We start from the raw sequence: 23464 nt of genomic DNA, 5'->3' as shown, positions 1-23464 counted from the left end.
CAAGGGAGGACTGGATATGGGAAGAACAGCGGAAATAGCGAGAGTGACAAACGAGACGGATATCCGCCTGAAGCTGAACCTGGATGGAACGGGCAAAGCCGCAGTCCGGACAGGGATCGGTTTCTTTGATCATATGCTGAACAGCTTCGCACGCCACGGCCTGTTTGATCTGGAAGTGGAAGTGAAGGGAGATTTAGAGGTAGATACCCACCATACGATCGAGGATACCGGAATCGTGCTGGGCGCCGCCATTAAGGAGGCAGTTGGAGACAAAAAATCGTTAAAACGGTACGGAAACATGATTCTTCCCATGGATGAGTCCCTGATTCTCTGTGCCATCGATTTATCGGGCCGCCCCTACTTCGTTTTCGACGCGGCCTTTACAGCCGAGAGAGTCGGGCAGCTTGAGACCGAGATGGTAAAGGAGTTCTTCTACGCCGTTTCCTATGCGGCGGAAATGAATCTTCATATCAGAAAGCTGTCCGGGGAGAATAACCATCATATCATTGAGGGCATCTTCAAGGCATTTGCCAAGGCTCTCGACGAGGCCACACAGACGGACCCGAGAATCATGGATGTGTTGTCGACAAAAGGGACACTGTAAACCGGGAAGAAGGAGAATATTATGCAGTTATATCCGGCTATTGACATGAAAAACGGACAGTGTGTCCGCTTAAGACAGGGAAAATTCAAAGAGATCACCGTTTATTCCGATTCTCCGGAGAAGGTGGCGGCATACTGGGAATCACAGGGGGCCACATTCCTGCATCTGGTGGATTTAGATGGCGCGCTGGCAGGCTATTCGGTCAATGAAGACGCCATCAGACGGATCGTCGCAGCCTTCTCCAAGCCGATTGAGATCGGCGGCGGAATCCGGACGGAGGAGGCCATCGAGCGTATGCTGAATTTGGGCGTCAGCCGCGTAATCATCGGGACAAAGGCGGTCCAAAATCCCCTTTTCCTTCGCGACGCGGTTACCCATTTCGGCGCAGACCGGATCGTTGCGGGTGTGGACGCGAAAAATGGGCTGGTAGCCATTGAAGGCTGGGAGAAGGTCAGTGAAATATCGGCGTCGGATCTATGCGGTCAGATGAAGGAATACGGCGTCCGCCATGTGGTTTATACCGATATTTCCAGAGACGGCATGCTCACAGGCCCCAATGTGGAGGCCACAAAGGCCCTGACAGAGGCAACCGGCATGGACATCATCGCTTCCGGAGGAATGTCTTCCATGGACGATTTGAGACGCCTTCATGAGGCTGGTGTAAAGGGAGCAATTATTGGAAAAGCTCTGTATGAAAACAGAATCAATCTAAAAAAAGCGGTGGAAACATTCGAATGACAGCGGTGCGGAAGGAGAATGATGTTATGAACGAATATAAAAAGGTGATTCCGGGATTCGGTATCCGCGAGGGAAAGGCGGCCGCACTGTGGGGTGCAGACTGCTGTGAGAATGATGTCCTCGCGCTTTCCCGGTATTACGGTGACAGCGGCGCCGATGAACTGTTCCTCTATGATCTGTCCGAAACGGATGAGGATCACGAGCGTTCCATCGGATTAATCAAGGAAATCGCCAGAACGGCCGATGTCCCCATTATAACCGGAGGCCGCGTCAGACGTCTGGAGGATGTGAAGAAATACCTCTACGCAGGCGCAAAGGCCGTATTTCTCAATGTAGATGTAGATGAAAATGTAGACTTGATGAAGGAGGCCTCCGACCGTTTCGGTGATGATAAGATCTACGCCTGGCTGCCGGATTTCACCTGGCTGGAACGGACTGCGGAATACAGCCAGCTTGGCGCTTCCGTCATGATTCTCGGATGTGCCTGTCCGTCGGAAGCGGAGACCGCGCGGCTGGAGGAGAAGGAAGAGACGTTTATCCTCTCATCTGATTGTCCTGATGCGGCTGTATTTTCCTCTATGTTGGCTTCTGGCCGTGTATCTGGTGTCATCGGTTCCATGACCGGAAAATCACCTTCCTGCATGGAGTTAAAGCAGCAGTTAAAGAAGAACGGCATTGCAGTTGATACCTTTCAAAGCGCGGTGGCGTGGGAAGACTTTAAGCTGAACTCCGACGGACTGATCCCCGTGATCGTCCAGGATTACCGGACCTCCGAGGTTCTTATGATGGCCTATATGAATCAGGAAGCCTTTGAGGCGACGCTTCACAGCGGCCTCATGACGTATTTCAGCAGAAGCCGCCAGAGTCTCTGGCTGAAGGGTGAGACCTCCGGCCATTACCAGTATGTGAAGTCTCTCTCCTTAGACTGCGACAACGATACCCTGTTGGCAAAGGTCAATCAGATCGGCGCGGCCTGCCATACGGGAGCGCGCAGCTGCTTCTTCCAGACGTTGGTAAAGAAGGAGTATCAGGAGACGAATCCTTTAAAGGTATTTGAAGACGTTTTCGCCATTATTCTCGACCGCAAGGAGAATCCGAAGGAGGGTTCCTATACCAATTATCTGTTTGACAAGGGAATCGATAAGATCCTGAAGAAGCTGGGCGAGGAAGCGACAGAGATTGTGATTGCGGCTAAAAATCCTGATCCGGAGGAAGTGAAGTATGAGATTTCCGACTTCCTGTACCACATGATGGTATTGATGGCGGATAAGGGTGTAACCTGGGAAGATATTACGCGGGAACTGGCAAACAGGTAAGTAAGAAATAAGATAGAGGCGATGAGTTGACATAATAATTTTATGTTAATCTGTATAGAAAAATCCTTTGAGAGAAGATAAATGCTATTTTCTTTTAAAGGATTTTTTGTGGTGAAAAATGAGGGCTGCAAAGATAAAATCTGTTCATGTAAACAGTGACTTTTTATGTGGGGTATGATACTGTTACTGTATATGATACTGTTGCTGTATATGATATTGTTTCGCTATATCATATCGTATCAATATACAAAGTCAGCTCTATTCCCTATAAATGCAGAAAAAGCAAAATGCAGAAAGAGCAGGTGAGAATAAAATGTCACGAAGAAGAAAGTATGCACTGGCCTGTTTTCTGTTTCCGTTGATCTCCATCTTACTTATATCGTGCAGACAGGCTCCGGGCATGGGAGAGGAAACTTTACAGACAGAAAGCATGTCTGCCACCATGCCCGTGACCACAAACGATTCAGCGACATCGGAACCATCTGAAACATTTGAGCCATCAGAGTCGTCATCAGCCAACCAGCCCTCCATTCCCGATACCTGCGGCAAGATTGCCGCACAGATCAGCACCTTTATGAGCCAATACCGATCCAGCGTCTATTACGATGAGCCAACCGATTCGTTTGTCATCAATATCAAAGGCAGTACAAGAGATTTAGTAGGTCTCAGCACAGAGGGCGGAACCATTACCCGTTATACGGATAAAGGGGGGAAAATATGCCGGTACCGACTGGTTCTTTATGGTGAGACCGGTCGCATGGAGAGCAATTATTTTTTCACCAGTCACTTTATTTATTATACCAGCTTGGAGGAAGATTACTGCGTTCCTCCCATCATCATAGGAGAGACTGACATACTGGAGCAGACGCTGACGGAAGGTATTCTTATAGATGGAGTCTGCTATCGCTACGACCGTCTCAGGGATCAAATCCTTATGACAGATGTGATCGAATTCGTCTATACGCCGGAGGAGCTGGCTGACTTATATGAAAAGGCAGTAGTAAGCCCTGAGACAGCGGCAGCCAGCGAAGACGAAATCAATTCCCAGCAGACTTCTCCTGAGACCGCAGTCAGCCTGTACCGCGAACTTTTAAGGGATGATACCATGTATTCCCTTACGGCTACGGCCGACTATCCAATGGGAGATGGGAATGCCGTTTATGCCTTCGGAGACTGCAATGGAGACGGGGTCCCGGAGCTGCATATCGTGGGCGGTTATTTCTATAATATCTATACGTGCCGCAGCGGAAAGCTCGCCCTGCTCCGAAGTTCTGACAGATATGCCATGCCTTTGACCCCATTGAAGGACGGCGGAATGATCGGTTATAAGGCAACCGGTCTCAGCTACGACTGCTATTACTATCGAAGACTGGATTTTGATGGTTTCCTTATCGATTCCGAATCCCGTGATTTCCTCGTGGAATTTGCGGTGGACGGCGACCCTGACAAGAATACCTATACGATGGACGGTGGTCCCTGTACGAAGGAACAGTGGGAAAATGAAATTGCCCCCTATCGCGACATGCTGGATAACCCTGCTTTGCAGCTTTCATGGGACTACGTATTTCCGGAAGCTGTGAGGGCAGAATTAGCGGACAGCAGGCGGGATTAGTCAGGCCAGGAAACACATAATAGGGGCTTTCACCCTGTTCGTGTTTATGTTATAATTAGAAAATTGAGAGAAGAAGGTCTGAAGGAACAGAAACCGTCAGATACTTATCACAACGATACAGAGATCTATAGCTCAAAGGAGGACATGAATCATGTCAGAAGTTTTAAATCACTTTTTAAAATATGTTTCCTACGATACCGAATCGAAGGAAGATGTGGAAGAATTTCCGAGCACGGAAAGCCAGCGTGTCTTAGCGGAGGTTCTGGCGGAAGAACTGCGCGCCATGCATGCACAGGACGTGCGCGTGGATCAGAACTCATACGTATATGCCACCATACCGGCCACCATGGACAAGAAGGTTCCGGTAATCGGCTTTATCGCTCATATGGATACGGCTCCGGCTTACTCCGGCGCCAATGTACACCCGCAGATTGTAAAACAGTATGACGGCGGAGACATCCTGATGAATCAGGAGACCGGTCTCACCATGAAGGCAGCCGATTTCCCGGATCTGTTAAAGTATAAGGGACAGGATATTGTCACCACGGACGGCACCACACTGCTTGGCGCGGATGACAAGGCCGGTGTCGCAGAGATCATGACCATGGCAGAATATCTTTTGGCTCACCCGGAGATTCCCCACGGAACGATCCGCATTGGCTTCACACCGGATGAGGAAGTGGGACACGGAGCAGATTTATTCGATGTGGCAGGATTCGCCGCAGACGCCGCCTATACCGTGGATGGCGGAGGATTAGGCGAATTGGAATATGAGAACTTCAATGCAGCCTCCGCAAAGGTGGATATCCACGGTTCCAGCATTCATCCAGGTTCCTCCAAAGGAAAGATGAGGAATGCGATACTCATGTCCATGGAGTTCCACAACATGCTTCCGGTCTTTGAAAATCCCATGTATACAGAAGGCTATGAAGGATTTTTCCATCTGGACTCCATGCGCGGAAGTGTGGAAGAGGCTCATTTAGACTACATCATCCGCGATTTTGACGAGAAAAAGTTTGCGGAGAAGAAAGAGTTTATCACACGTGTTGCCGCCTACTTAAATGACAGGTACGGAAAAGGCACTGTGAATCTGGAACTCAAGGAAAGCTACCGCAACATGAAAGAAATCATCGAGCCGAATATCTATCTGATCGACATTGCCAAAGCGGCGATGGAAGAGATCGGCATCGAACCGATCGTAACTCCGATTCGCGGAGGCACCGACGGCGCCCGTCTTTCCTACATGGGTCTTCCATGTCCGAATCTCTGCACCGGAGGCTATAATTTCCACGGTAAGTATGAGTTTATTCCGGTACAGTCCATGGAAAAAGTGGTTGAGCTTCTGTTAAAGATTGTAGAAAAATTCGCAGAACGCTAAAGGAGGAATCTTTATGGGAGAACTGGCGAAACTGCCGAATATCGGCAAAGTAGTGGAGGAACAGTTAAATCAGGTCGGTATCACGACTTATGAAGAACTTAAGGAGCTTGGAAGCCGTCAGGCCTGGCTGCGTATCAAGGCCATCGATGACTCCGCCTGCATTCATCGTCTCTATTCGCTGGAGGGTGCCATACTCGGCATAAAGAAAACGGAGCTTGATCCGGAAACAAAGGCAGATTTGAAAGACTTTTATAATTCGTTTCGTTAGAATCGGGCTGCCTGGTTTTTCTGAAATTTATAAAGAACGACAGAGTGTACCGCGTTGTGCGGTATCCTCTGTCGTTTTTTATTGTAATCCTGCATTCGATCCTCTTGACAAATCCTTTGTCACATCTTTCTCACCTCCATCATAAGATAACATCAGATAATCTCTTTGCACTGCATTCCATCTGAAAGGATGCGGGATCAACAGTACAAACTGAGCAGGCAATGTCTGTAAATGACATGAAGCCGGGCCGTCGAGACGGCAGCAGATGGGTATCAGGCGCATCTGTGGGACAGTAGTATGTTCCACAGGTGCGCTTTTTTTGTCGTAATCTATCATGGGAGGTTCCTTATGGAGACTTGGAACAATGGGATGCCGGAAGGTCTGACAACCGCCGGGGCACAAAAGCTTCTCGAAAAGTACGGAAGAAATGAACTGACTCCACAAAAGAAAGTAAGTTTTTTTAAGAAAGCACTCCACGTCATGGCAGAGCCCATGTTTCTCCTTCTGATGATCGCCTCGGTGATCTACTTCATCTTAGGAGAGCCACGGGATGGAGCAGTGATGCTCCTGTTTGTCACCTGTATGATCACCATCGATGTGGCCCAGGAATGGAAGACCGACCGCACGCTGCGTGCGCTCAAGGATTTGTCGGCTCCGCGTGTAACGGTGATCCGCGACGGTATCAGACAGGAGATTGCCAGCGCGGAGCTGGTACCCGGGGATATCATGGCGCTCTGCGAGGGCATCAAGATTCCTGCCGACGGCTCCATCATATCCAGCAGCGATTTCTGTGTCGATGAATCAACGCTTACCGGTGAACCGATCCGTGTCTGGAAGCATGCCCGGTCGTCGGATCCCGATCCGTCCCCGGAACCGGAGAGCAGCGAAGGCTACTGGAAACACGATTTCTGCTACGCGGGCACCCTGGCCGTGCAGGGAAATGCTTATGTTCTGGTGGAAAAGACAGGCGCCGCCACGGAATACGGAAAGGCGGGAAGTCACGTTCTGGAAGCGGAAAAGGTGATGACTCCGCTTCAGAAGCAGACGAAGAACCTGGTCACCGTCTGCGCGGGAATCGCAGCGCTGTTGTTTCTCCTCGTCAGCGTCTTCACTTACATCAATCTGGCCGGTTATCCCTTCCAGGAACGCCTGATCAAGAGCATTTTGTCGGGAGTCACCCTGGCCATGGCCATGATACCGGAGGAATTTCCTGTAGTTCTCACCGTCTTTCTCTCCATGGGGGCATGGCGGCTGGCTAAGAAGCACTCTCTGGTGCGTCATCTGCCGTCAGTCGAGACACTGGGAGCCGTCTCTGTCCTCTGTGTGGATAAGACCGGAACCATCACGAAGAACCATATGGAAGTGAAAACGTTGTGGCCCGAGGCCGCCAAAGACAGCGGGCTGGTATTCCTTATGGGGCTGGCCTGTGAGACCGAGGCCTATGATCCCATGGAGAAAGCCATGCTGGAATACTGTGAAAAATCTGGAGTTACAAAGGATGATCTCTTTCGCGGCACGCTTATTCAGGAGTATGCATTTACCAATGAATCCAGGCGAATGGGGCATGTCTGGGAGCTGGATGGGGAACGCCTCGTGGCTGCCAAGGGGTCTCCGGAAGCCATTCTCGAACTCTGTTCCCTCTCTGAAGATGAGCGGAAGGCAGTGGAAGAGAAGGTCGCGGAGCTGTCCGGAGAAGGACTCCGCGTCATCGCCATGGCGTCTGCCGCCCTGCCGCAGGATGAAAAGGTCCCCGACTCTCTGGCCGGGTGCGGCCTCCTGTTTTCCGGGCTTGCAGGTCTTTATGATCCCCCAAGGGAAGGCATAAGGGAAGATATTGCCCTCTGCCGTAGGGCAGGTATCCGTATCGTCATGATCACCGGAGACAGCGGCTTAACTGCGGCGGCCATCGCCGCACAGACCGGCATCGACTGGGAGAGCGGCAGTGTCACCGGTGAGATGCTGGACCGCATGACGGAGGAAGAGCTGCTGCAGACCGTAAAGTCGGTATCGATCTTCGCGCGGGTCATTCCCGAGCACAAAATGCGGATTGTCAAGGCTCTGAAGGATAGCGGGGAGATCGTCGCCATGACCGGGGACGGAGTCAATGATGCGCCTGCGCTGAAATATGCGGACATTGGAATCGCTATGGGAAAACGGGGAAGTGAGGTATCCAGGGAGGCCGCAGACTTAATCCTGATGGATGATAACTTTCACACCATTGTCGAGACCGTGCGGGATGGGAGGCGGATCTACGACAATATCCGAAAAGCGGTAGGATATATCTTCACCATCCATATCCCCATTGCCCTGGCCTCCCTGTCGGCCTCCATGCTGGGGATCGCACCTTCTGCGCTCATGTTTCTGCCTGTACACATCGTATTAATGGAACTGATGATTGATCCGACCTGCTCCGTGATCCTGGAGCGGCAGCCCGCAGAATCGTGCGTCATGTGCAGACCGCCGCGGAAACGATCGGAAAAGCTGCTGCGCCTTTCCTCTCTGACGAAAAGTATTGTGCAGGGGCTCGTCCTTTTCGGCACCTCCTTCGGAAGCTATTACCTGACGCTCAGTCAGAGGGAATCTGCCCCGCAGGCGCGCTCCATGGGGCTTTCCATCGTGATCCTGGGCAATCTGTTCCTTGTGCTGGTCAATGCTTCCGAGTGCGACTGCGCCTGGTGCTCCGCGAAGAAACTGGCGCGGGACCGCGTCATGCGTCTGGCCGCATTTATGACGTTGCTTCTTCTGGGAGTCAGCCTTTACAGCCCGTTCCATTCATTTTTGAAGCTGGCGCCCTTATCCCTGTTTCAATTCTTTACAGCACTCTGTATTGCTGCGGTTTCTGTACTCTGGTATGAGCCTGTAAAAGCAGTAAGGAATCGAAAATACAAAGAAATGTGAACGTCCAAAGCATAAAATAAAAAGATGAAGTCCGGACCCTGTGATCCATACTTCATCTTTTTATAATGCCCATAATACCCGTAATGCACGTAATACCTATAATGCCCTTTCTATAACGTCCTGGCCGGCACTTTTATAGGAGCCGCCGTCTGTACCGGATAAAGTATCCCAACCCAACCGCGTCCGCCAGAAACCACCCAATGGGCACCGACCACCAGATTCCAACCACACCGACTGCCGGAATGGAAGACAGAACATAGGCAAGCAGGACGCGGGTTCCCAGCGAGATGCCCGTGAGCACCACGGACATGCCTGGCTTTCCCAGCGCACGGTAAAGTCCATAGAGCAGAAACAGACAGCCAATTCCGCAGTAAAAAGCCCCCTCAATATGAAGATAACGCATTCCTTCCGCAATAATAGCCGTCTCCCGTTCACTGACAAACAGAAGCATCAGCGGACGCGCAAAGATCCAGATAATCGCGGAAATCGCAAGGCAGAACAGAAAGGAGACGAGGACCGCTCCCTTAAATCCGGTCTGAATCCGGTCCTTCCTTCCTGCGCCAAAATTCTGGGCAATAAAGGAGGAGAAGGCGTTGCCAAAGTCCTGTACCGGCATATAGGCAAAGGAATCTATCTTCACGGCGACTGCAAATGCCGCCATCACCGTTGTACCAAAGCTGTTGACAAGACCCTGTACCATCAGGATGCCGAGATTCATGACGGACTGCTGGACACACGTCAGTACGGAAAATCCGGCAATCTCTTTTAAACAGGAGCGGCGGACTCTCATGTGTTCTTTCCCGATACGCAGCCATGGACAGGAAAACCAGGAATAGACGGCAATTCCAATTCCCGAAACGTACTGGGAGATTACGGTGGCTTCGGCGGCACCGGCGACACCGCGGTGAAGTCCCAGCACAAACCAGAGGTCCAGAGCGATATTCAGCACAGCGGAAACAGCTAAAAACAGCAAAGGCGTGACGGAATTACCAATGGCTCGCAGGAGACAGGAAAAATAGTTATAGAGAAACACAGCCATGATACCGCAGAAAATGACGATCAGGTACTCCCGCATCATCCCCCGTATTTCCTCCGGCACTCTTAAAAACACAAGGATCAGGTCCGTACTCCAAAAGGCCAGCAGATTCAGGAGGATACTGATTACCGCAATGAGAAGGAAGGAGGTAAAGATACTTTCTTTCAGCCCATCAAAATCCTTCTGCCCAAACCGGATCGAAAAGACGGCGCTGCTTCCCATACAGAGCCCCAGCAGAATAGAGGTCAGAAAAGTCATCAGGGTAAATGCGGATCCCACCGCAGCCAGTGCGTCCGGCCCGAGGAAACGGCCCACAATGAGAGTATCCGCCACATTATAGCACTGCTGTAAAAGATTGCCTAAAATCATGGGAACCGCAAAGAGAAGCATGGTTTTCATCACCGGCCCCTGTGTTAAATCGCCTTTCATCATCGCACAATACCTTTCTATATGTAATTTAAAACTTACGTTTCGTAATTATTATATCGGTTAAAAGAGCGCGTGTCAATTAATAGATTGCCTTTTGCAGCAAATGATTTTATAATATCAGGAGAGTAACTGGTGAAATGATTGTATCTATGATTGTGAAAAACGATCATAAAAGAAGGAGATAACATGTTTCTTGAAGGCCTGGATGAATTGGATCAGAAGATTGTACAGTTGTTGATTAAAAATGCCCGCATGTCCTATTCGGAAATAGGCAGTCTGGTCGGTATCTCACGGGTGGCCGTCAAGATGCGGGTCCAGTCGCTGGAAAAACGGGGCGTCATCGAAGAGTATACCACCATTATCAATCCCCAGAAGATCAGCGGAGCCGTATCCTGCTACTTTGAGATTGAGACAAGCCCGGACACACTGGCCCAGGTAACAGAGACACTGCGCCGGAACGAGACCATCACCCAGATCTACCGTGTCACCGGAAAGAACAAGCTGCATGTCCACGCGGTCGCCGCGTCGGGAGAGGAGATGGAACAGCTGATCGATGAAGTGATAGACCCGCTTCCCGGAGTGCTCAGCAGCAGCTGCAACATGATTCTGTCCCGGATCAAGGATATCAAGGGGCTGCGGCTGTGACACTACGCTTCACACCGCGGGCCGTCTAAAAAAAGATTGTAAAAATTATAAAATAAGTGTACAATCATCATGAGCACTTGCGAAAGTTGAGACAGAAAGGTGAGGATACAGATGAGAGAGAAAAATGGAGTGATAGCTCAAAGAAGAGAACTGACAAAGGATATGGCGATTTGTGGCCTTTTTGCCTCGTTAATCGCGGTAGGCGCCTTTTTAAAGATTGTAATTCCGGTTGGCGTGGATACGATGAATTTCACACTTCAATGGCTTTTCGTGCTTCTGGCAGGACTTCTGCTGGGATCGAAGCGGGCATTTTACAGTGTCACAACATATCTGGTCATTGGATTGGTAGGATTTCCGGTTTTTGCGCGCGGCGGCGGCCCTGCCTATTTAATTCGGCCGACCTTCGGCTTTCTGCTGGGCTTTGCCTTTGCGGCCTATGCGATGGGAAAGGTATGTGAGATCCTGCATTCGTCGAAGATCAGGACCTGGATCCTTGCGGCGGCGATCGGTTATGTCATTTATTATGGAACGGGAATCTTATATTTTTACTTTATTACGCATTTTATAGTCGTTACACCGAACACCGTAGGCTGGGCGGCGATTTTCGCAGTCTATTGTCTGCCTACCATGTTTCCGGATGGCCTGCTGTGCATTCTTGCCATTATGCTGGCTGCAAGGCTGCGTCCGGTGGTGTCGCAGATGCTGTCATAGAATCAGGATTACAAACAGCGGACTCTTCGGAGTCCGTTTTTCTATTTCATGCGTTTAAATCCCGCCTGCTGCCGGTTTCACCCGCCGTTTAATTCGCGGCCGCCCGCCTTACCATGACCTGCTGTGTGGCTGATTATGTGTATCCCTATTAGCAGCGGAAGCGAAAATGATTCCTTGACAATGTCATAACTGTTGTTATAATATAATGTAAAAATGCTGGATTGAAATACCAGTATGACGGAAAGGAGGAGAGGAAGTGAACTATTTTAAGAAAAACAAACGACTCTATGCATTTCTTGCTGCGTTTCTTGTGACCATAGTGCTGCTTCTCTCCGGTCTTTTTATCGTCACACATGCTGAGCATGACTGTACGGGTGAAGACTGCCTTGTCTGCGCGGAGATCGAAGCCTGCGTATGTACAATACAGCTGTTGTCAAAAGCAGTTGGAACAGGAGCAGTTGTCATCTTTGCATATCTTGTCATTTCAAAAATCTTATCATTCTGTCAGACCGGACTCTTTCTGTGCCCGGTTTCTTTGGTCAGCTTAAAAATCCGTTTAGATAATTGAATCATCCTCGCACAAGGCAGTTAGCCGTTCACTTTTTGTGTATGGCTTGGCAGGATACGTCTGTCATGAAATCTGCCTTGTTTTTGTGTACCCTTTTTCTCTGCCCGAAGGGCTGAATGACTAAAAAACACAATCTGGAGGATTTATTTTATGAAATTTTATTCTATTAAGACTCTGAGTGCGCTGGCTATGACAGCGCTTGTTTCCGCTGCCATGCTTTCCGGCTGCACAAGAGCCGCTGCGCCGAACCCGGCAGCCAAAGCAGATGCCATGGAGAGCAAAAAAATGCTGAAGGTCATGGCCAGCTTTTATCCCATGTACGACTTTGCAGCTAAAATCGGCGGCGACAAGGCGGAAGTGATTACCCTGGTTCCATCCGGCACAGAACCCCATGACTGGGAACCGGCTGCTGCCGATATCCGGAATCTGGAAGAAGCCGATCTGTTCATATACAGTGGAGCCGGAATGGAGCACTGGGTGGACGATGTGCTGGCCAGCTTAGATAACAAAGACCTGATATCGGTGGAGGCCTCCAAGGGGGTGGCGCTTAGAGACGGCCACAGCCACAGCCATGAGGAGGAGGAAGGCGCCGGGGAACCGGAAGAAGAGGGGCAGTATGATCCCCATGTATGGCTCAGCCCTCTGAATGCGGAAAAAGAGATGGAAAATATCAAGAATGCCTACATAAAAGCAGATCCTGACAACAGGGATTACTATGAAGCCAACTACGAATTGTACGCCTCCAGGTTCGCTGACTTAAATCAGAAATTTAAAGATACCCTGTCTTCCCTGCCGAACAAGGATATTGTGGTTTCCCATGAAGCCTTCGGCTATCTCTGTGACGCCTACGGTCTCAATCAGGTGGGAATCGAGGGACTGTCCCCGGATTCTGAGCCCTCCCCTGCAAGAATGGCGGAGATTATCGATTTTGTAAGAGCCAATCATGTCAGGGTTATCTTTTTCGAAGAGCTGGTAAGCCCAAAGGTTGCCGAAACCATCGCAAAGGAAACCGGTTCGTCAGTACAGGTGTTAAATCCGCTGGAAGGTTTAAGCGATGAGGAACTGGAAAGCGGCGCCGACTACTTCTCGGTGATGGAGGAGAACTTAAAACAGCTGGAGGCAGCGCTGAAATAAGAGAGGCTGAATAAAAATGACAAAAGACAGACAAGGAGTATAACGGGATGGAGGCCATTGCAGTCAGAGGACTGAACTTCTCTTATGGAAGCACTCAGATCCTGAAACAAATTGATTTTACGGTTCCCGAGAGCCGCTTTGCGGTTCTGCTGGGGCAAAACGGAGCGGGTAAAAGCACTCTGTTAAAGCTTTTGCTGGGGGAACTATCCCCCAGTGAAAAAAATGGGAGAATCTCTATTTTCGAACGCGATATCCGGCAGTTTAAAAACTGGAAGAGCTTAAGCTATGTCCCCCAGAGCGGCATGGCGTCCTGTCAGAATTTCCCGGCCTCTGTGGAGGAGATCGTCCAGGCAAACCTATATGCCCAGATCGGACTCTTTCGTTTTGCCGGAAAAAGAGAAAAAGGCCAGGTCCGCCAGGCACTGCTCCAGGTTGGGATGAAAGATTATGCAAAGCAGTTGATTGGACGGCTGTCCGGCGGCCAGCAGCAGAAAGTCCTTCTGGCAAGGGCGCTGGTGAGTCAACCCAGGCTGTTGATTTTGGATGAGCCGGCAACGGGGATGGATGAACAGAGCACGGAGGATTTTTACCGGCTGGTAAAGAGGATTAACCTGGAACAGGGGGTAACGGTGCTGATGGTTACCCATGACCGGAAACGGTTGGAAGCCTTTGCGGATGATATCTGGCTTTTGAAGGATGGGGACTTGGAACTGATTCGGGCCGGAGAGGGGGAATGCGCTCATGGAGATCTTTAATTACGGTTTTATGCAGCGTGCCTTTGTTGTCGGAATCCTTCTTGCGGCCGTTATTCCCTGTATTGGAATTGTCATTGTGTTTAAACGCCTGTCCATGATTGGTGATGCGTTGTCCCATACTTCTCTGGCCGGAGTTGCAGCCGGGCTGATTCTGGGCATAAATCCGGTGGCGGCTGCAGCGATTGCCTGTATCACCGCCTCCCTTGGAATTGAACTGATCCGCAGGAAGCTGCCGCGTTATTCCGAGATGTCCATTGCCATCATCATGTCCGCAGGAGTGGGGCTGGCTGGCGTCCTGTCCGGATTTGTAAAGAATGCGGCAAACTTCAACAGCTTTCTGTTTGGCAGCATCGTGGCAATCAGTGATATGGAGCTGCATCTCGTGGTGGCAGTCAGCGCCGTAGTGCTTCTGATGTTCCTGCTGCTGTATAAAGAATTATTCTACGTGTCCCTGGATGAACAGAGTGCCAGGCTGGCCGGCGTGCCGGTGCGGACGGTAAATTTTCTGTTCACCTTCCTGATCGCAGTGACGGTTTCCGTCGCAGCCAGAACCGTGGGGGCATTGATTGTGTCCTCCATGATGGTAGTTCCAGTGGCCTGCGCCATGCAGTTCGGTAAAAATTATCGGCAGACCGTTTTATGGGCGGTGGGACTCGATGTGATCTTTATGGTTACCGGACTGTTTGCCGCTTACTATCTGGGATTAAAACCGGGAGGAACCATTGTCTTAGTTGGTGTCATATTCCTGCTTCTGGTATTTGCAGGAAAAAGGCTGTTCAGGAGAATTGGATGTCAGCTGAAATAGAAAGCCGGCCTGCCGCGATAGGAAGGCTGGCGGAAAAGGAGAGTAAATGACAGATATTTATATTATATCCGGCTTTTTAGGCGCGGGTAAGACAACATTAATTAAAACCATGGTACGTTCTGTATTCTGGGATAAGAAGATCGTTGTCATTGAAAATGATTTCGGAGAGGCGGGGATTGACGCGGGGCTGCTCAGGGAATGCAGCCTGACTGTCACCAGCTTGAACGCAGGCTGTATCTGCTGCAGCCTGACCGGCGACTTTGAAAAAGCCTTGGAACGGATTCAGAAGGATTATGCGCCGGACGCCATTGTGGTGGAACCTTCCGGCGTGGGGAAGCTTTCTGACATCGCCAGACTATGCTTAAAGCAGGAGGATAAGGGGAATCTTCACCTTCAACGAACGATTACCGTAGTGGATATCCGTTTCTTTGATAAGTATTTAAAAAACTATGGAGAGTTTTTTAAGGACCAGATATCCTATGCAGATCTAATCCTGCTGAGTCACCAGGAGGAGTGTCAGAAAGAAATCGGACGGGTAAAAAAAAGTATTTTGGATATCAATCCACAAGCCAGAATTGAAGCGGACTTCTGGGATTCCATTCCCCGCCCTGTCTTCCAGTATGGACCACGAAATATTGCCCTGTTTAAGCTGGGTATGGAGCAGACGGTATCCATGAAGCCGGTTCGGATCAGAACGGGATACCGGAAGGACAGTATAAAGAAAAAAGGGATTCTTTACCGTCATTTTGCCAGAGAGGTCTTTTCGGCAGTAACGCTGGAGTGTGCGGAGCCGCTTTCAGAAGAACAGCTTCGAAAAAAGGTGCTGCATGTCGTAAAGCAGGCGGATGGAGAGATTCTGAGGGGAAAGGGAATTGTAAAAAGTTATCCTCATAGTCTGATCTTTCATTTTATGCCGGGCAGTCTGGAGATAGTGCCTGCAAATATAGAAGGAAACCAGCTTTGTTTTATTGGAACAGGGCTTGACGAGCAGCAGATCAGGACATTATTCAGCGAGGAATTGTGATATGAGGACACCCGCATGGGTCATAACCGGATTATTGGATTCGGGAAAAACAACACTGATTAACAAGTTGATGGAAGAGGAGCTGCAGGAACTGAACGTACTGGTTATCCAGTTCGAGTCCGGGGAAGAGGCGCTCCGAAACGACAGACAGATTCAAAAACTGGTGTTCTCCAAGAGCCGGCTGGAGCAGTTACCCATGAGTATTACCGACCGGATTCTGGAGTATTTAGAACAGCACAATCCGGATTTGATGCTGGTAGAATGGAACGGGATGGAGCACTTCCACAAACTGGAGGAAATGCTGCTCCAGTTTTCAGCCGCACCGATGGTGAGCGTGGAAAAAGTAATCTATATGGCGGATGAGACCGGACTGCAGTACAGGATTCCCGATGCCGGAGCCGCGGCATTCTCGCAGATTGCAGGAAGTGACTGCGCTTACATCAGAGCCACAAAACACTTACATGGCAAAACAGACGCCAGACTCCTTTATAACTGCAATCCGGATATCCGGGTGTTTTCCGAGCGGAAATGGGAGAGATTTATCCGTGAAATGTTTCACTTCAACGCACAGCCAGGACACTGGTTCCTGATTGTTCTGACTGCTGCATTGGCTTATCTGTTTGCGTTTAACCTGCTCGGAGATTTCGGGGTTCCTGTTGGGCGTTATGCCAGCATATTTCTCGGAGTATTTTTACAGGCAGCCCCGTTTCTGGCAATCGGAGTCCTGCTTTCCTCCGCCATCCAGGTTTATATACCACCGGACTGGATTCAGAGAAGGTTCCCTGAAAAAGTTCTGACAGGCCAGTTGTTTGCGATTCTGGCTGGCTTCTGCCTGCCAGTCTGCGACTGCGCCTCCATCCCGGTCTTTAAAAGTCTGGTTAAGAAAGGCGTCCCTCTGCCTGCTGCGGTAACCTTTATGCTGGTATCCCCGGTTATTAATCCTGTGGTAATTCTCTCCACCTGGTATGCCTTTAACGGCAATTACCGGATGATTGCGGTCCGCTGCGGTCTGGGGATTCTGTGCGCGGTGATCTGCGGACTGACCTATCTGATCCGGACACCGGGGGATTATCTGCTGGAGGAAGCCGTGCCGGTACAATCCGGCTGTGGAGATTACAGTCTTCCCACCGGTAATGAAAACACCCGGGCGGCCCGTTTTTCCATGATGATCCGCCATGCGCAGAACGAGTTCTTTGCCGTGGGAAAATATCTTCTCACCGGTATTTTTGTATCAACGCTGTTTCAGGACCTCATTCCTTCTGCCGTATTGGCCGGAAGCGGGTCTGCCCCGTGGAAAGCCCTTCTTCTGATGATGGGGCTGGCCTTTATTCTGTCCCTCTGCTCATCCTCCGACGCGGTGGTGGCGAGAAGTATGGCAGGAAGCCTCCCCGCCGGGCCACTGATCGGATTCCTGGTATTCGGACCGATGATGGATATTAAGAATGCTGCCATGCTGCTGTCAGGCTTTCGGTCAAAGTTTGTGGTCCGGCTGGCCGTGACCGTGTTTCTTGTCTGTTTCATTGTAGTCGCACTGTTTATGCTGTGTGGAAGCGGAGGTATATGGATATGATGCTGAAAGGAAAAGGCTGGAATCTCCAGGTGCTGACGGAATGCTGCTGCTATCTGATTTTTGGATATCTGCTTTTTCGTTTGACATACTCGGGCGAGTATCTGAACTATGTGACGCCGAGAATGAAGCCGTACCTCTACGGAATGTCGGCTCTGATGCTTCTCTGGACTGTATTGGAGGGAAGGAACCTGCTGACACCGCAGTACAAGGCAAACCTGTCACGCTCCTTCGTTTTTATTATACCGATTCTGCTGCTCGCCGTCCGTCCTGCTGCACCAGGAGGAAGCAGTATGATTCAAAATTACGACGGTTCCGGGATCTCGCTGGCAGCAGGAAATGGCAGCGGGATTCTGTCTGCCAGAGGAAATAAGACGACGCCAAGTGAAAAAAAGGATTTCATGGCAGACAGCCAGGAAGCTTTAGAAACCGATACACCGTCTGAAAACAGAACAGCCACAAAAAACACAGGATCCCCGGAGGGAATCACGGAAGGAATCGCTGATGAAGCAGCCGATGAAATAACCGCCAGCGAAGACGAAAGTCCCTGGTACGACTTAAACGGTTTGGACGAGGATACAAAAACCATCACAATCGCAGACGAAGATTACTATACCTGGATGTATGAGCTGAGTTCCTTCTACGAAAAGTATGAGGGCTACACCGTTGTGATGAAAGGATTTATATATAAAGACCCTGAGATAGAAAAAATCAGTGATTTCGCTTTGGTTCGCCTGTCTATGTGGTGCTGCGCGGCAGATTTATCACCGATCGGCTTCCTGGTAGACTGCAGCGGAATTTTGGATTTTAAGGAGGACGACTGGGTGGTCGTAAAAGGAACGCTCGAAGCCAGCGCGGACGGCCAGACCCTGATGCTGAAAGCACAGAGTATTGACAAAGCGGAGAAGCCGGCAACAGAGTATGTCTATCCATACTTTTAGCCCTCAGAACCGCGGCTGGATTTCGGGGCGCCCACCGGGGCAGCGGCGCGCTGTTCAGAATCGGCGGATCACCGAGCTTCAGAAGCTGATCGGAGAGGTGCCGGTAGCTCAGCCGTCTGACCGCCAGTTCATAGATACCCGTTCGCGAAAAGCAGAAGCAGAAAGCAGAAGAATGGCTATGAACTGCGAACTCATGGTGATTGAACGTAATATTAAGCTTTTCCATACGACACTTTCCAGCCTTGACAAACCAGTCCGTCCCATATCCGATCAGTTGGTTTGCTCGACAGACAAAACGGATGCCCGTGAGGAGGTGTCCGCTGCTCTACAGAATAACCATCTCCTGCGCTGTTCCCTGAAAGAAAGAATAGAAAGCCAGAATACGATCATACAGGAATGCATTGCGGAAGAGCAGAACAACAAAAGGAAATTTTCGCGATTGACATCTGGTACACTTGACATTTCTAATGAGCAGTGTATACTGTAATTGAATGAACAGTTCAATAAAAGGAGGGCACCCGTGGAGAACAGACTGCAGACAATCTATGAAGCCGCAAGTTCTTTGTTTATCAACAAGGGATATATGAGAACTCAAATGAAAGATATCGCTAAGGAGATCGGTTTATCAACAGGTATGCTGTATGTATATTTTAAGGGGAAAAAGGACATCTTGGACTTTATTTTGAAATGTACCATTGACCCTGATTTTATACAGCAGGAATTTCAATATCCGATTGATGAACGGTTTTTTGAGAGGCTGTCCGAAGAAATTATTACGGTCCTGAATGAAAGCCACGCAAAATTCAGCGAACCGTTATCAAGAGAAGCCGACGGATATTTATTTGAACAAATGATTTCTGACGCTTTTGATACAATAGCGCGATATGGAACCGACTGTCTCGTGTTAGAAAAAAACATAAACGATATGGGCGTATTGGGAGACTACTATCAAAGATACCGTAAAAGTTTTTTTGATAATATTTTAAGCTACGTCAAGATCTATATTCACATCGGAGAAATGCGGGCGGTTAAATACCCGGAGCTGACTGCGCAACAAATTGTCGAAACCTTGGCCTGGTGGGGCATGCACGTCCAGAACGATGCATTTGAAACGCAAAAGAACATTCCTGTTTCTGTGGCAAAAGAGATTTGTATGGATAATCTTTTATATGCCTACAAGAAATAAATCATTTATACGGGGCGCAGAGAGACCCCGTATAAAAATACCCATATTATTAAATGAACCATTCAATTATAGGAGGAATTAATATGTTTTCAAAAACGCAAATCGCTGCCGCACTGGCAAGTCTTCTGTGTCTTACTGCATTATCCGGCGGCTGTTCCAGCTCGCAGGGTCCCACCCAAACGAAAGAGTTTTCACTTACCGATGTGAAGTCAATTATGGTCGATTATGATGGGGAAAGCGTGACCATGAAAGAGTGTAATTCTGACAAAATTGTTGTTGTGGAGTATATGGATAAAACCCAAAAATCGTATTTCGCCAAAATAGATTTAGTGGGAGGCGTACTAACCATATCCGAGGGCGCGCGTCCCATCGGGAACGGCGTGCATTCCTATATGGAGCTTTATTTGCCGGAGGCCTATCAGGACAGCCTTTCCATTCATACAACGAACGGAAACATTTTATCCGGTGTTGCCCTGACATTAGACAGTTTCCACGCCGATACGACCAACGGCGAACTTGAAGTTTCCAACCTTACCGCTGACAAAATTGTTTTTAAAAGCACCGGAGGAAAGCTGACGGCAAAAAATATTTCCGCGCAAGTTTGTACAATTGATACTACCAATGCAGATACACGGCTGGATTCCATAACCGGCATGATTGAATACAAATCGAAAGGCGGAGATTTGACAGTGGACGAAGGCGTTGGCTCTGGAAACTTTAAAGTAACAGGAGATGGGAGCTTAAAGCTTACTTTTGCGGAAGTAACCGGCGACCTATCCGCATACACCAAAAACGGCAGCATTACGCTGGTAATTCCAGATAGCCTGCATTTTGCGTTTACCGCCAAAACCCAAAACGGCACTACCCAAACGTCCTTTCCGGAACTGTTATCCATTACTGAAAAAACAGCTGGGGGAACGATTGGCAATGATGCTGACGTAAAAATAGGATTGGAAACAAAGAATGGGGACATCAATGTGACAAAATAAAAAGACAGAGATCATGCGAAGAAAACGGAGATCAAACGAATGGATAAGCAAACTCAAAATCAAAAAAAGATCGTCATCGGCTTTTGCCGCAGGAAGACAGGGAAAGGAAGTAACAACATCACAAAATGTGAATGTATGGATTTCGTAGAAGCCACCCATAGGAACCAGGTATATCCCTTGCTGTATTGCCGCATGGAAACAATGGGAAATCTCGATACAGCCCGCCTAAAAAACGCGATACACTTATCCAGCAAAATCGTACCGGAGGTTCTATATTCTTACGATTTCAGGCGCGGGTGCTTTGTCAATCAAGGTTTTACTGCGGATCATACAGTTATCATCAAACAATACGATCTGGTGGAAGCCGATCTGGTGGAAGCTCTGCGATGGGATTTAAGTCAGCGCCCCCAGCTTCGAATTACCATTTATAGAGAAGAGCGAAAAGATACGGTTCTGATTGGAATGAGCCACATACTAACGGATGGCAATGGATTTTTACAATATCTGTACCTTTTGGCCTTTTTATATAACGGCAAGTCTCCAGCTGTTCATTTACAAAACAAGAGAGAGATTGCCCCTCTCTTGAAAAATATTCATGTTCAGCCGCCAACCGTGCAGACCAGGAGAGGGCGCTATAACGCCGTTCCGCCATTGCGGCCTGTTTCAAATGGGAAGAACTATTTCTGGTTAAACTGCAGCATTACGTCCGATGATCTGACAGCACTTCAGGCGAAAGCAAAAAAATGCGGTGTAAGCCTCAACGATGTTTTTATGACGGCCTATGTTCGCGTGATTGCCCGTCTCCAACATATCAATAAGGTTGTCATTCCTTGTCCGGCTGATCTGCGCAGGTTTCAATCAGAGCCTGACCATTTAACCATAGCTAATATGACTGGAATCTACAAGAGATTAACCGTTGAATTTATGCCTCAGCACACATTTTATACGACGTTAGTGCAGGTTCATCTTGAAATGACACTTCAAAAGGCAGGGTACCGCTGCTTTGCGGGAATAAGACCACTGCATTGTGTATTTAACAAGGTTTTTCGCCCTGTACTGTCTTGCACAGTCAAAGCAGCTTACCGCGTACTTCCTGTTTCATACACGAATATGGGCATTGTAGATCACAACAGACTTTATTTTGAAAACAGCGATGTTGTAAGCTGCTCTTTAGCAGGTACATTTCGGCTTCCACCAGATTTTCAATTGACAATTAGTACATTTCGGGATGTATGCACATTCAACTGTACCTTAACAGGAAGTGCAGGAGACGATATCATTGGACAACAGATTTTGGAACAGGTGAAATCAGAGTTATTGGCATGGTTGGCAGAATAACGAAATAGACAGCATAATCATGTTCTATTCCTCCAGCCGTTTCACCATCGCCTCATCAAAGATGGCTGCCAAATCGGCCTGCCTGCCGTATTCGAAGCTGATCCGGCCCTCATAGGCCATGGAATCACAGGAATCTGTGGCAACGAATATACGCAGTGTCTCGCCGTCCTCCCGGACAAAATCAATAGGGGCAACGTAAGGGCAGGCGGAAAATCCGTAGACTTCTCCGTTGTTCAGCGCCTGATCCATAAGCTTTTCAAGGGCCTCCAGCTTAGTCCTGTCTTCTATAGTCTGTGTTCTCAGCTGGGCCTCTTCGGCGCCGCTTATCCCCATATATTCCGGAAATGCAATGGAAGCGCTCTTGAGCGGCGTCTTAAACCAGCCGGAATCCACATATCCATAATCCAAACCGATGGCCGCCTTCACTTTTTCCCTGAGGAACTGGCAGATATCCTCGTTATATTCGAGAGAGAGAAGATCACCCGTTTCCTCATCTAAAATCATCAGATATCCTGGAAACTCAGAATTACCGAAGCTCTTATAGCGGCGGCCGTCGAGCAGCAGGGAGGCACCTGTGGAGTAGATTCCGTCTTTTGTACCGCCCTTTTTACGCATAAAAGTCATGGCTTCCTGGAAACTCCTGATGCCTTCTTCGGTCTTAGAAGTCTCCAGTTTTTGGCGGAGTTCTTCCTGCTCCGCGCCGGTAAGGGCGATGCTGCAGGTATATGGCTCAGAATAAAATTTTATCGTGCTCTCATCCTGATAATAAAACTGGATATAAGACTGTCCTTCCTGGTAAAAGGACAGTTCCGGCCTGCTCTTCATGAAATCAAGCATATCTCTGCCGGAATGGCTGAATGCATAGAGAAAGGATGGGTTCTCTGTCAAGGCATCAGCATCGTATTTTCCAAAACAGAAGCTGTCCAGTCCGGTGTCATAACCAAAAGGCATGTCCAGCAGGGAGTAGCCTCCCAGCTCATAGAGGACGACAGGATCGGAATTTTGGTCATAATAACCTACATAAAGCTGGGCATCGAGCTCACCCACATTCAGTGAATCGTAGTCGTCATATACCGGAGCATCCTCGCGTCTGACAGCCACATAATATTCCAGTCCGCCGCCGTCTGTCCGCCCGGTGATCTCATAATGCCCTTGAAGCTTGTCCGATAGTTGTTTTACATCTTCTTCGTCTGCTGTCCGGAATATGACATCGTCAATATAGCTTTCAACGAGGGAAAGGTATTCCTCCAGCGGACTGAGATTCTGGACAGGTTCCGTTCCAAGGGGCATGTCAGGAACGGCAGCAGGAGGAGAAGAAGAGGCGGATTCACTGCCGATGGAAAGCGGCGCTTTTGCACAGGAAACAGTTGACAGCATGACGGCCGCCAGGGCAGCAGGAACGAAAAGGTTCAGTGGTTTTATCATAATGGAATCCCCTTGCTTTCTTTTCATGATAGGATTTTGATTCTTTGGAATCGGCTGTAAAGTTCAATATTACCCTATCATACCAGAGGGGGATTTT

At 49.1% G+C, this 23464-nt stretch carries 22 protein-coding genes and 1 riboswitch; of the genes, 20 read left to right on the top strand and 2 right to left on the bottom strand.

Annotated elements, in window-relative coordinates; genetic code table 11:
* Nucleotides 1-16 precede the first annotated feature (16 nt).
* The 7 genes from hisB (at nt 17) to DFR60_RS13115 (ending at nt 8814) form a co-directional block, all read left to right on the top strand.
* Entirely contained in the window at nt 17-604 is a 588-nt protein-coding gene (gene hisB / locus DFR60_RS13145) for an imidazoleglycerol-phosphate dehydratase HisB (protein ID WP_110323295.1), read from the top strand.
* A 21-nt stretch (nt 605-625) separates the two neighbouring features.
* Complete coding sequence (gene hisA, locus DFR60_RS13140; RefSeq protein ID WP_110323294.1) at nt 626-1342, top strand: 1-(5-phosphoribosyl)-5-[(5-phosphoribosylamino)methylideneamino]imidazole-4-carboxamide isomerase; 717 nt, start codon at nt 626-628, stop codon at nt 1340-1342.
* 26 nt (nt 1343-1368) lie between these two features.
* Entirely contained in the window at nt 1369-2658 is a 1290-nt protein-coding gene (hisIE, locus tag DFR60_RS13135) for a bifunctional phosphoribosyl-AMP cyclohydrolase/phosphoribosyl-ATP diphosphatase HisIE (RefSeq protein ID WP_110323455.1), read from the top strand.
* 313 nt (nt 2659-2971) lie between these two features.
* Nucleotides 2972-4270 (top strand): hypothetical protein, encoded by a 1299-nt coding sequence (locus DFR60_RS13130; protein WP_110323293.1) that lies wholly within the window; start codon nt 2972-2974, stop codon nt 4268-4270.
* A 151-nt stretch (nt 4271-4421) separates the two neighbouring features.
* Nucleotides 4422-5648 (top strand): peptidase T, encoded by a 1227-nt coding sequence (gene pepT, locus DFR60_RS13125; RefSeq protein WP_110323292.1) that lies wholly within the window; start codon nt 4422-4424, stop codon nt 5646-5648.
* A gap of 13 nt (nt 5649-5661) precedes the next feature.
* Nucleotides 5662-5916 (top strand): TfoX/Sxy family protein, encoded by a 255-nt coding sequence (locus DFR60_RS13120; protein WP_110323291.1) that lies wholly within the window; start codon nt 5662-5664, stop codon nt 5914-5916.
* Between the two features lie 200 nt (nt 5917-6116).
* A riboswitch (NiCo riboswitch) is annotated at nt 6117-6211 on the top strand.
* A gap of 53 nt (nt 6212-6264) precedes the next feature.
* Nucleotides 6265-8814 (top strand): cation-translocating P-type ATPase, encoded by a 2550-nt coding sequence (locus tag DFR60_RS13115; protein WP_110323290.1) that lies wholly within the window; start codon nt 6265-6267, stop codon nt 8812-8814.
* 133 nt (nt 8815-8947) lie between these two features.
* On the opposite strand, the gene DFR60_RS13110 is transcribed toward DFR60_RS13115, so the two are convergent.
* Nucleotides 8948-10279, bottom strand: a complete 1332-nt coding sequence (locus DFR60_RS13110) for an MATE family efflux transporter (protein ID WP_110323454.1) — start codon at nt 10277-10279, stop codon at nt 8948-8950.
* 186 nt (nt 10280-10465) lie between these two features.
* On the opposite strand from DFR60_RS13110, the gene DFR60_RS13105 reads away from it, so the two are divergent.
* From DFR60_RS13105 to DFR60_RS13045, 13 genes are all read left to right on the top strand, one after another.
* Nucleotides 10466-10924 carry an Lrp/AsnC family transcriptional regulator gene (locus DFR60_RS13105; protein WP_110323289.1) on the top strand — a complete coding sequence of 153 codons (459 nt, stop codon included), beginning with the start codon at nt 10466-10468 and terminating at the stop codon, nt 10922-10924.
* A 111-nt stretch (nt 10925-11035) separates the two neighbouring features.
* Complete coding sequence (locus tag DFR60_RS13100) at nt 11036-11635, top strand: biotin transporter BioY (protein WP_002604127.1); 600 nt, start codon at nt 11036-11038, stop codon at nt 11633-11635.
* 256 nt (nt 11636-11891) lie between these two features.
* Nucleotides 11892-12203 carry an AraC family transcriptional regulator gene (locus DFR60_RS13095; protein WP_110323288.1) on the top strand — a complete coding sequence of 104 codons (312 nt, stop codon included), beginning with the start codon at nt 11892-11894 and terminating at the stop codon, nt 12201-12203.
* A gap of 150 nt (nt 12204-12353) precedes the next feature.
* Complete coding sequence (locus tag DFR60_RS13090) at nt 12354-13337, top strand: metal ABC transporter substrate-binding protein (protein ID WP_110323287.1); 984 nt, start codon at nt 12354-12356, stop codon at nt 13335-13337.
* A 47-nt stretch (nt 13338-13384) separates the two neighbouring features.
* Nucleotides 13385-14092 (top strand): metal ABC transporter ATP-binding protein, encoded by a 708-nt coding sequence (locus DFR60_RS13085; protein ID WP_110323286.1) that lies wholly within the window; start codon nt 13385-13387, stop codon nt 14090-14092.
* Entirely contained in the window at nt 14079-14897 is an 819-nt protein-coding gene (locus DFR60_RS13080) for a metal ABC transporter permease (protein WP_110323285.1), read from the top strand. The genes DFR60_RS13085 and DFR60_RS13080 overlap by 14 nt, the downstream gene beginning before the upstream one ends.
* A 46-nt stretch (nt 14898-14943) precedes the next feature.
* Nucleotides 14944-15921 carry a CobW family GTP-binding protein gene (locus DFR60_RS13075; RefSeq protein ID WP_110323284.1) on the top strand — a complete coding sequence of 326 codons (978 nt, stop codon included), beginning with the start codon at nt 14944-14946 and terminating at the stop codon, nt 15919-15921.
* 1 nt (nt 15922) lies between these two features.
* A complete protein-coding gene (locus DFR60_RS13070) occupies nt 15923-17491 on the top strand; it encodes a permease (RefSeq protein WP_110323283.1) in 1569 nt (522 codons plus the stop codon).
* A complete protein-coding gene (locus tag DFR60_RS13065; protein ID WP_110323282.1) occupies nt 17488-18429 on the top strand; it encodes a TIGR03943 family putative permease subunit in 942 nt (313 codons plus the stop codon). Before DFR60_RS13070 ends, DFR60_RS13065 begins: the two co-directional genes overlap by 4 nt.
* Nucleotides 18410-18916, top strand: a complete 507-nt coding sequence (locus tag DFR60_RS13060) for a hypothetical protein (protein WP_110323281.1) — start codon at nt 18410-18412, stop codon at nt 18914-18916. The genes DFR60_RS13065 and DFR60_RS13060 overlap by 20 nt, the downstream gene beginning before the upstream one ends.
* Nucleotides 18917-18949: 33 nt before the next feature.
* The gene (locus DFR60_RS13055; protein WP_110323280.1) at nt 18950-19615 is read left to right on the top strand and encodes a TetR/AcrR family transcriptional regulator; all 666 of its coding nucleotides are present in this window, start codon (nt 18950-18952) and stop codon (nt 19613-19615) included.
* Between the two features lie 83 nt (nt 19616-19698).
* Nucleotides 19699-20604, top strand: a complete 906-nt coding sequence (locus DFR60_RS13050; RefSeq protein ID WP_167437591.1) for a DUF4097 family beta strand repeat-containing protein — start codon at nt 19699-19701, stop codon at nt 20602-20604.
* A gap of 39 nt (nt 20605-20643) precedes the next feature.
* Entirely contained in the window at nt 20644-21942 is a 1299-nt protein-coding gene (locus tag DFR60_RS13045; RefSeq protein WP_110323278.1) for a hypothetical protein, read from the top strand.
* A 24-nt stretch (nt 21943-21966) separates the two neighbouring features.
* On the opposite strand, the gene DFR60_RS13040 is transcribed toward DFR60_RS13045, so the two are convergent.
* Nucleotides 21967-23367, bottom strand: coding sequence for a hypothetical protein (locus DFR60_RS13040; protein ID WP_243005065.1), 1401 nt, complete (start codon nt 23365-23367; stop codon nt 21967-21969).
* Between the last annotated feature and the right edge of the window lie 97 nt (nt 23368-23464).

Origin of the sequence: Hungatella effluvii (assembly GCF_003201875.1) — a bacterium.
In the GTDB taxonomy this organism is placed as follows: Bacteria; Bacillota; Clostridia; order Lachnospirales; family Lachnospiraceae; genus Hungatella; species Hungatella effluvii.
The sequence above is the reverse complement of the archived record's forward strand: the minus strand, read 5'-3'. Positions and strand labels throughout refer to the sequence as shown.

Coding starts and splice junctions, on each gene's coding strand:
- hisB (WP_110323295.1), top strand. CDS start 17: ATGGGAAGAACAGCGGAAATAGCGAGAGTGACAAACGAGACGGATATC.
- DFR60_RS13105 (WP_110323289.1), top strand. CDS start 10,466: ATGTTTCTTGAAGGCCTGGATGAATTGGATCAGAAGATTGTACAGTTG.
- DFR60_RS13050 (WP_167437591.1), top strand. CDS start 19,699: ATGTTTTCAAAAACGCAAATCGCTGCCGCACTGGCAAGTCTTCTGTGT.
- DFR60_RS13045 (WP_110323278.1), top strand. CDS start 20,644: ATGGATAAGCAAACTCAAAATCAAAAAAAGATCGTCATCGGCTTTTGC.
- hisIE (WP_110323455.1), top strand. CDS start 1,369: ATGAACGAATATAAAAAGGTGATTCCGGGATTCGGTATCCGCGAGGGA.
- DFR60_RS13075 (WP_110323284.1), top strand. CDS start 14,944: ATGACAGATATTTATATTATATCCGGCTTTTTAGGCGCGGGTAAGACA.
- pepT (WP_110323292.1), top strand. CDS start 4,422: ATGTCAGAAGTTTTAAATCACTTTTTAAAATATGTTTCCTACGATACC.
- DFR60_RS13070 (WP_110323283.1), top strand. CDS start 15,923: ATGAGGACACCCGCATGGGTCATAACCGGATTATTGGATTCGGGAAAA.
- DFR60_RS13040 (WP_243005065.1), bottom strand. CDS start 23,367: ATGATAAAACCACTGAACCTTTTCGTTCCTGCTGCCCTGGCGGCCGTC.
- DFR60_RS13090 (WP_110323287.1), top strand. CDS start 12,354: ATGAAATTTTATTCTATTAAGACTCTGAGTGCGCTGGCTATGACAGCG.
- DFR60_RS13100 (WP_002604127.1), top strand. CDS start 11,036: ATGAGAGAGAAAAATGGAGTGATAGCTCAAAGAAGAGAACTGACAAAG.
- DFR60_RS13065 (WP_110323282.1), top strand. CDS start 17,488: ATGATGCTGAAAGGAAAAGGCTGGAATCTCCAGGTGCTGACGGAATGC.
- DFR60_RS13080 (WP_110323285.1), top strand. CDS start 14,079: ATGGAGATCTTTAATTACGGTTTTATGCAGCGTGCCTTTGTTGTCGGA.
- DFR60_RS13115 (WP_110323290.1), top strand. CDS start 6,265: ATGGAGACTTGGAACAATGGGATGCCGGAAGGTCTGACAACCGCCGGG.
- DFR60_RS13120 (WP_110323291.1), top strand. CDS start 5,662: ATGGGAGAACTGGCGAAACTGCCGAATATCGGCAAAGTAGTGGAGGAA.
- DFR60_RS13130 (WP_110323293.1), top strand. CDS start 2,972: ATGTCACGAAGAAGAAAGTATGCACTGGCCTGTTTTCTGTTTCCGTTG.
- hisA (WP_110323294.1), top strand. CDS start 626: ATGCAGTTATATCCGGCTATTGACATGAAAAACGGACAGTGTGTCCGC.
- DFR60_RS13060 (WP_110323281.1), top strand. CDS start 18,410: ATGTCTATCCATACTTTTAGCCCTCAGAACCGCGGCTGGATTTCGGGG.
- DFR60_RS13110 (WP_110323454.1), bottom strand. CDS start 10,279: ATGAAAGGCGATTTAACACAGGGGCCGGTGATGAAAACCATGCTTCTC.
- DFR60_RS13085 (WP_110323286.1), top strand. CDS start 13,385: ATGGAGGCCATTGCAGTCAGAGGACTGAACTTCTCTTATGGAAGCACT.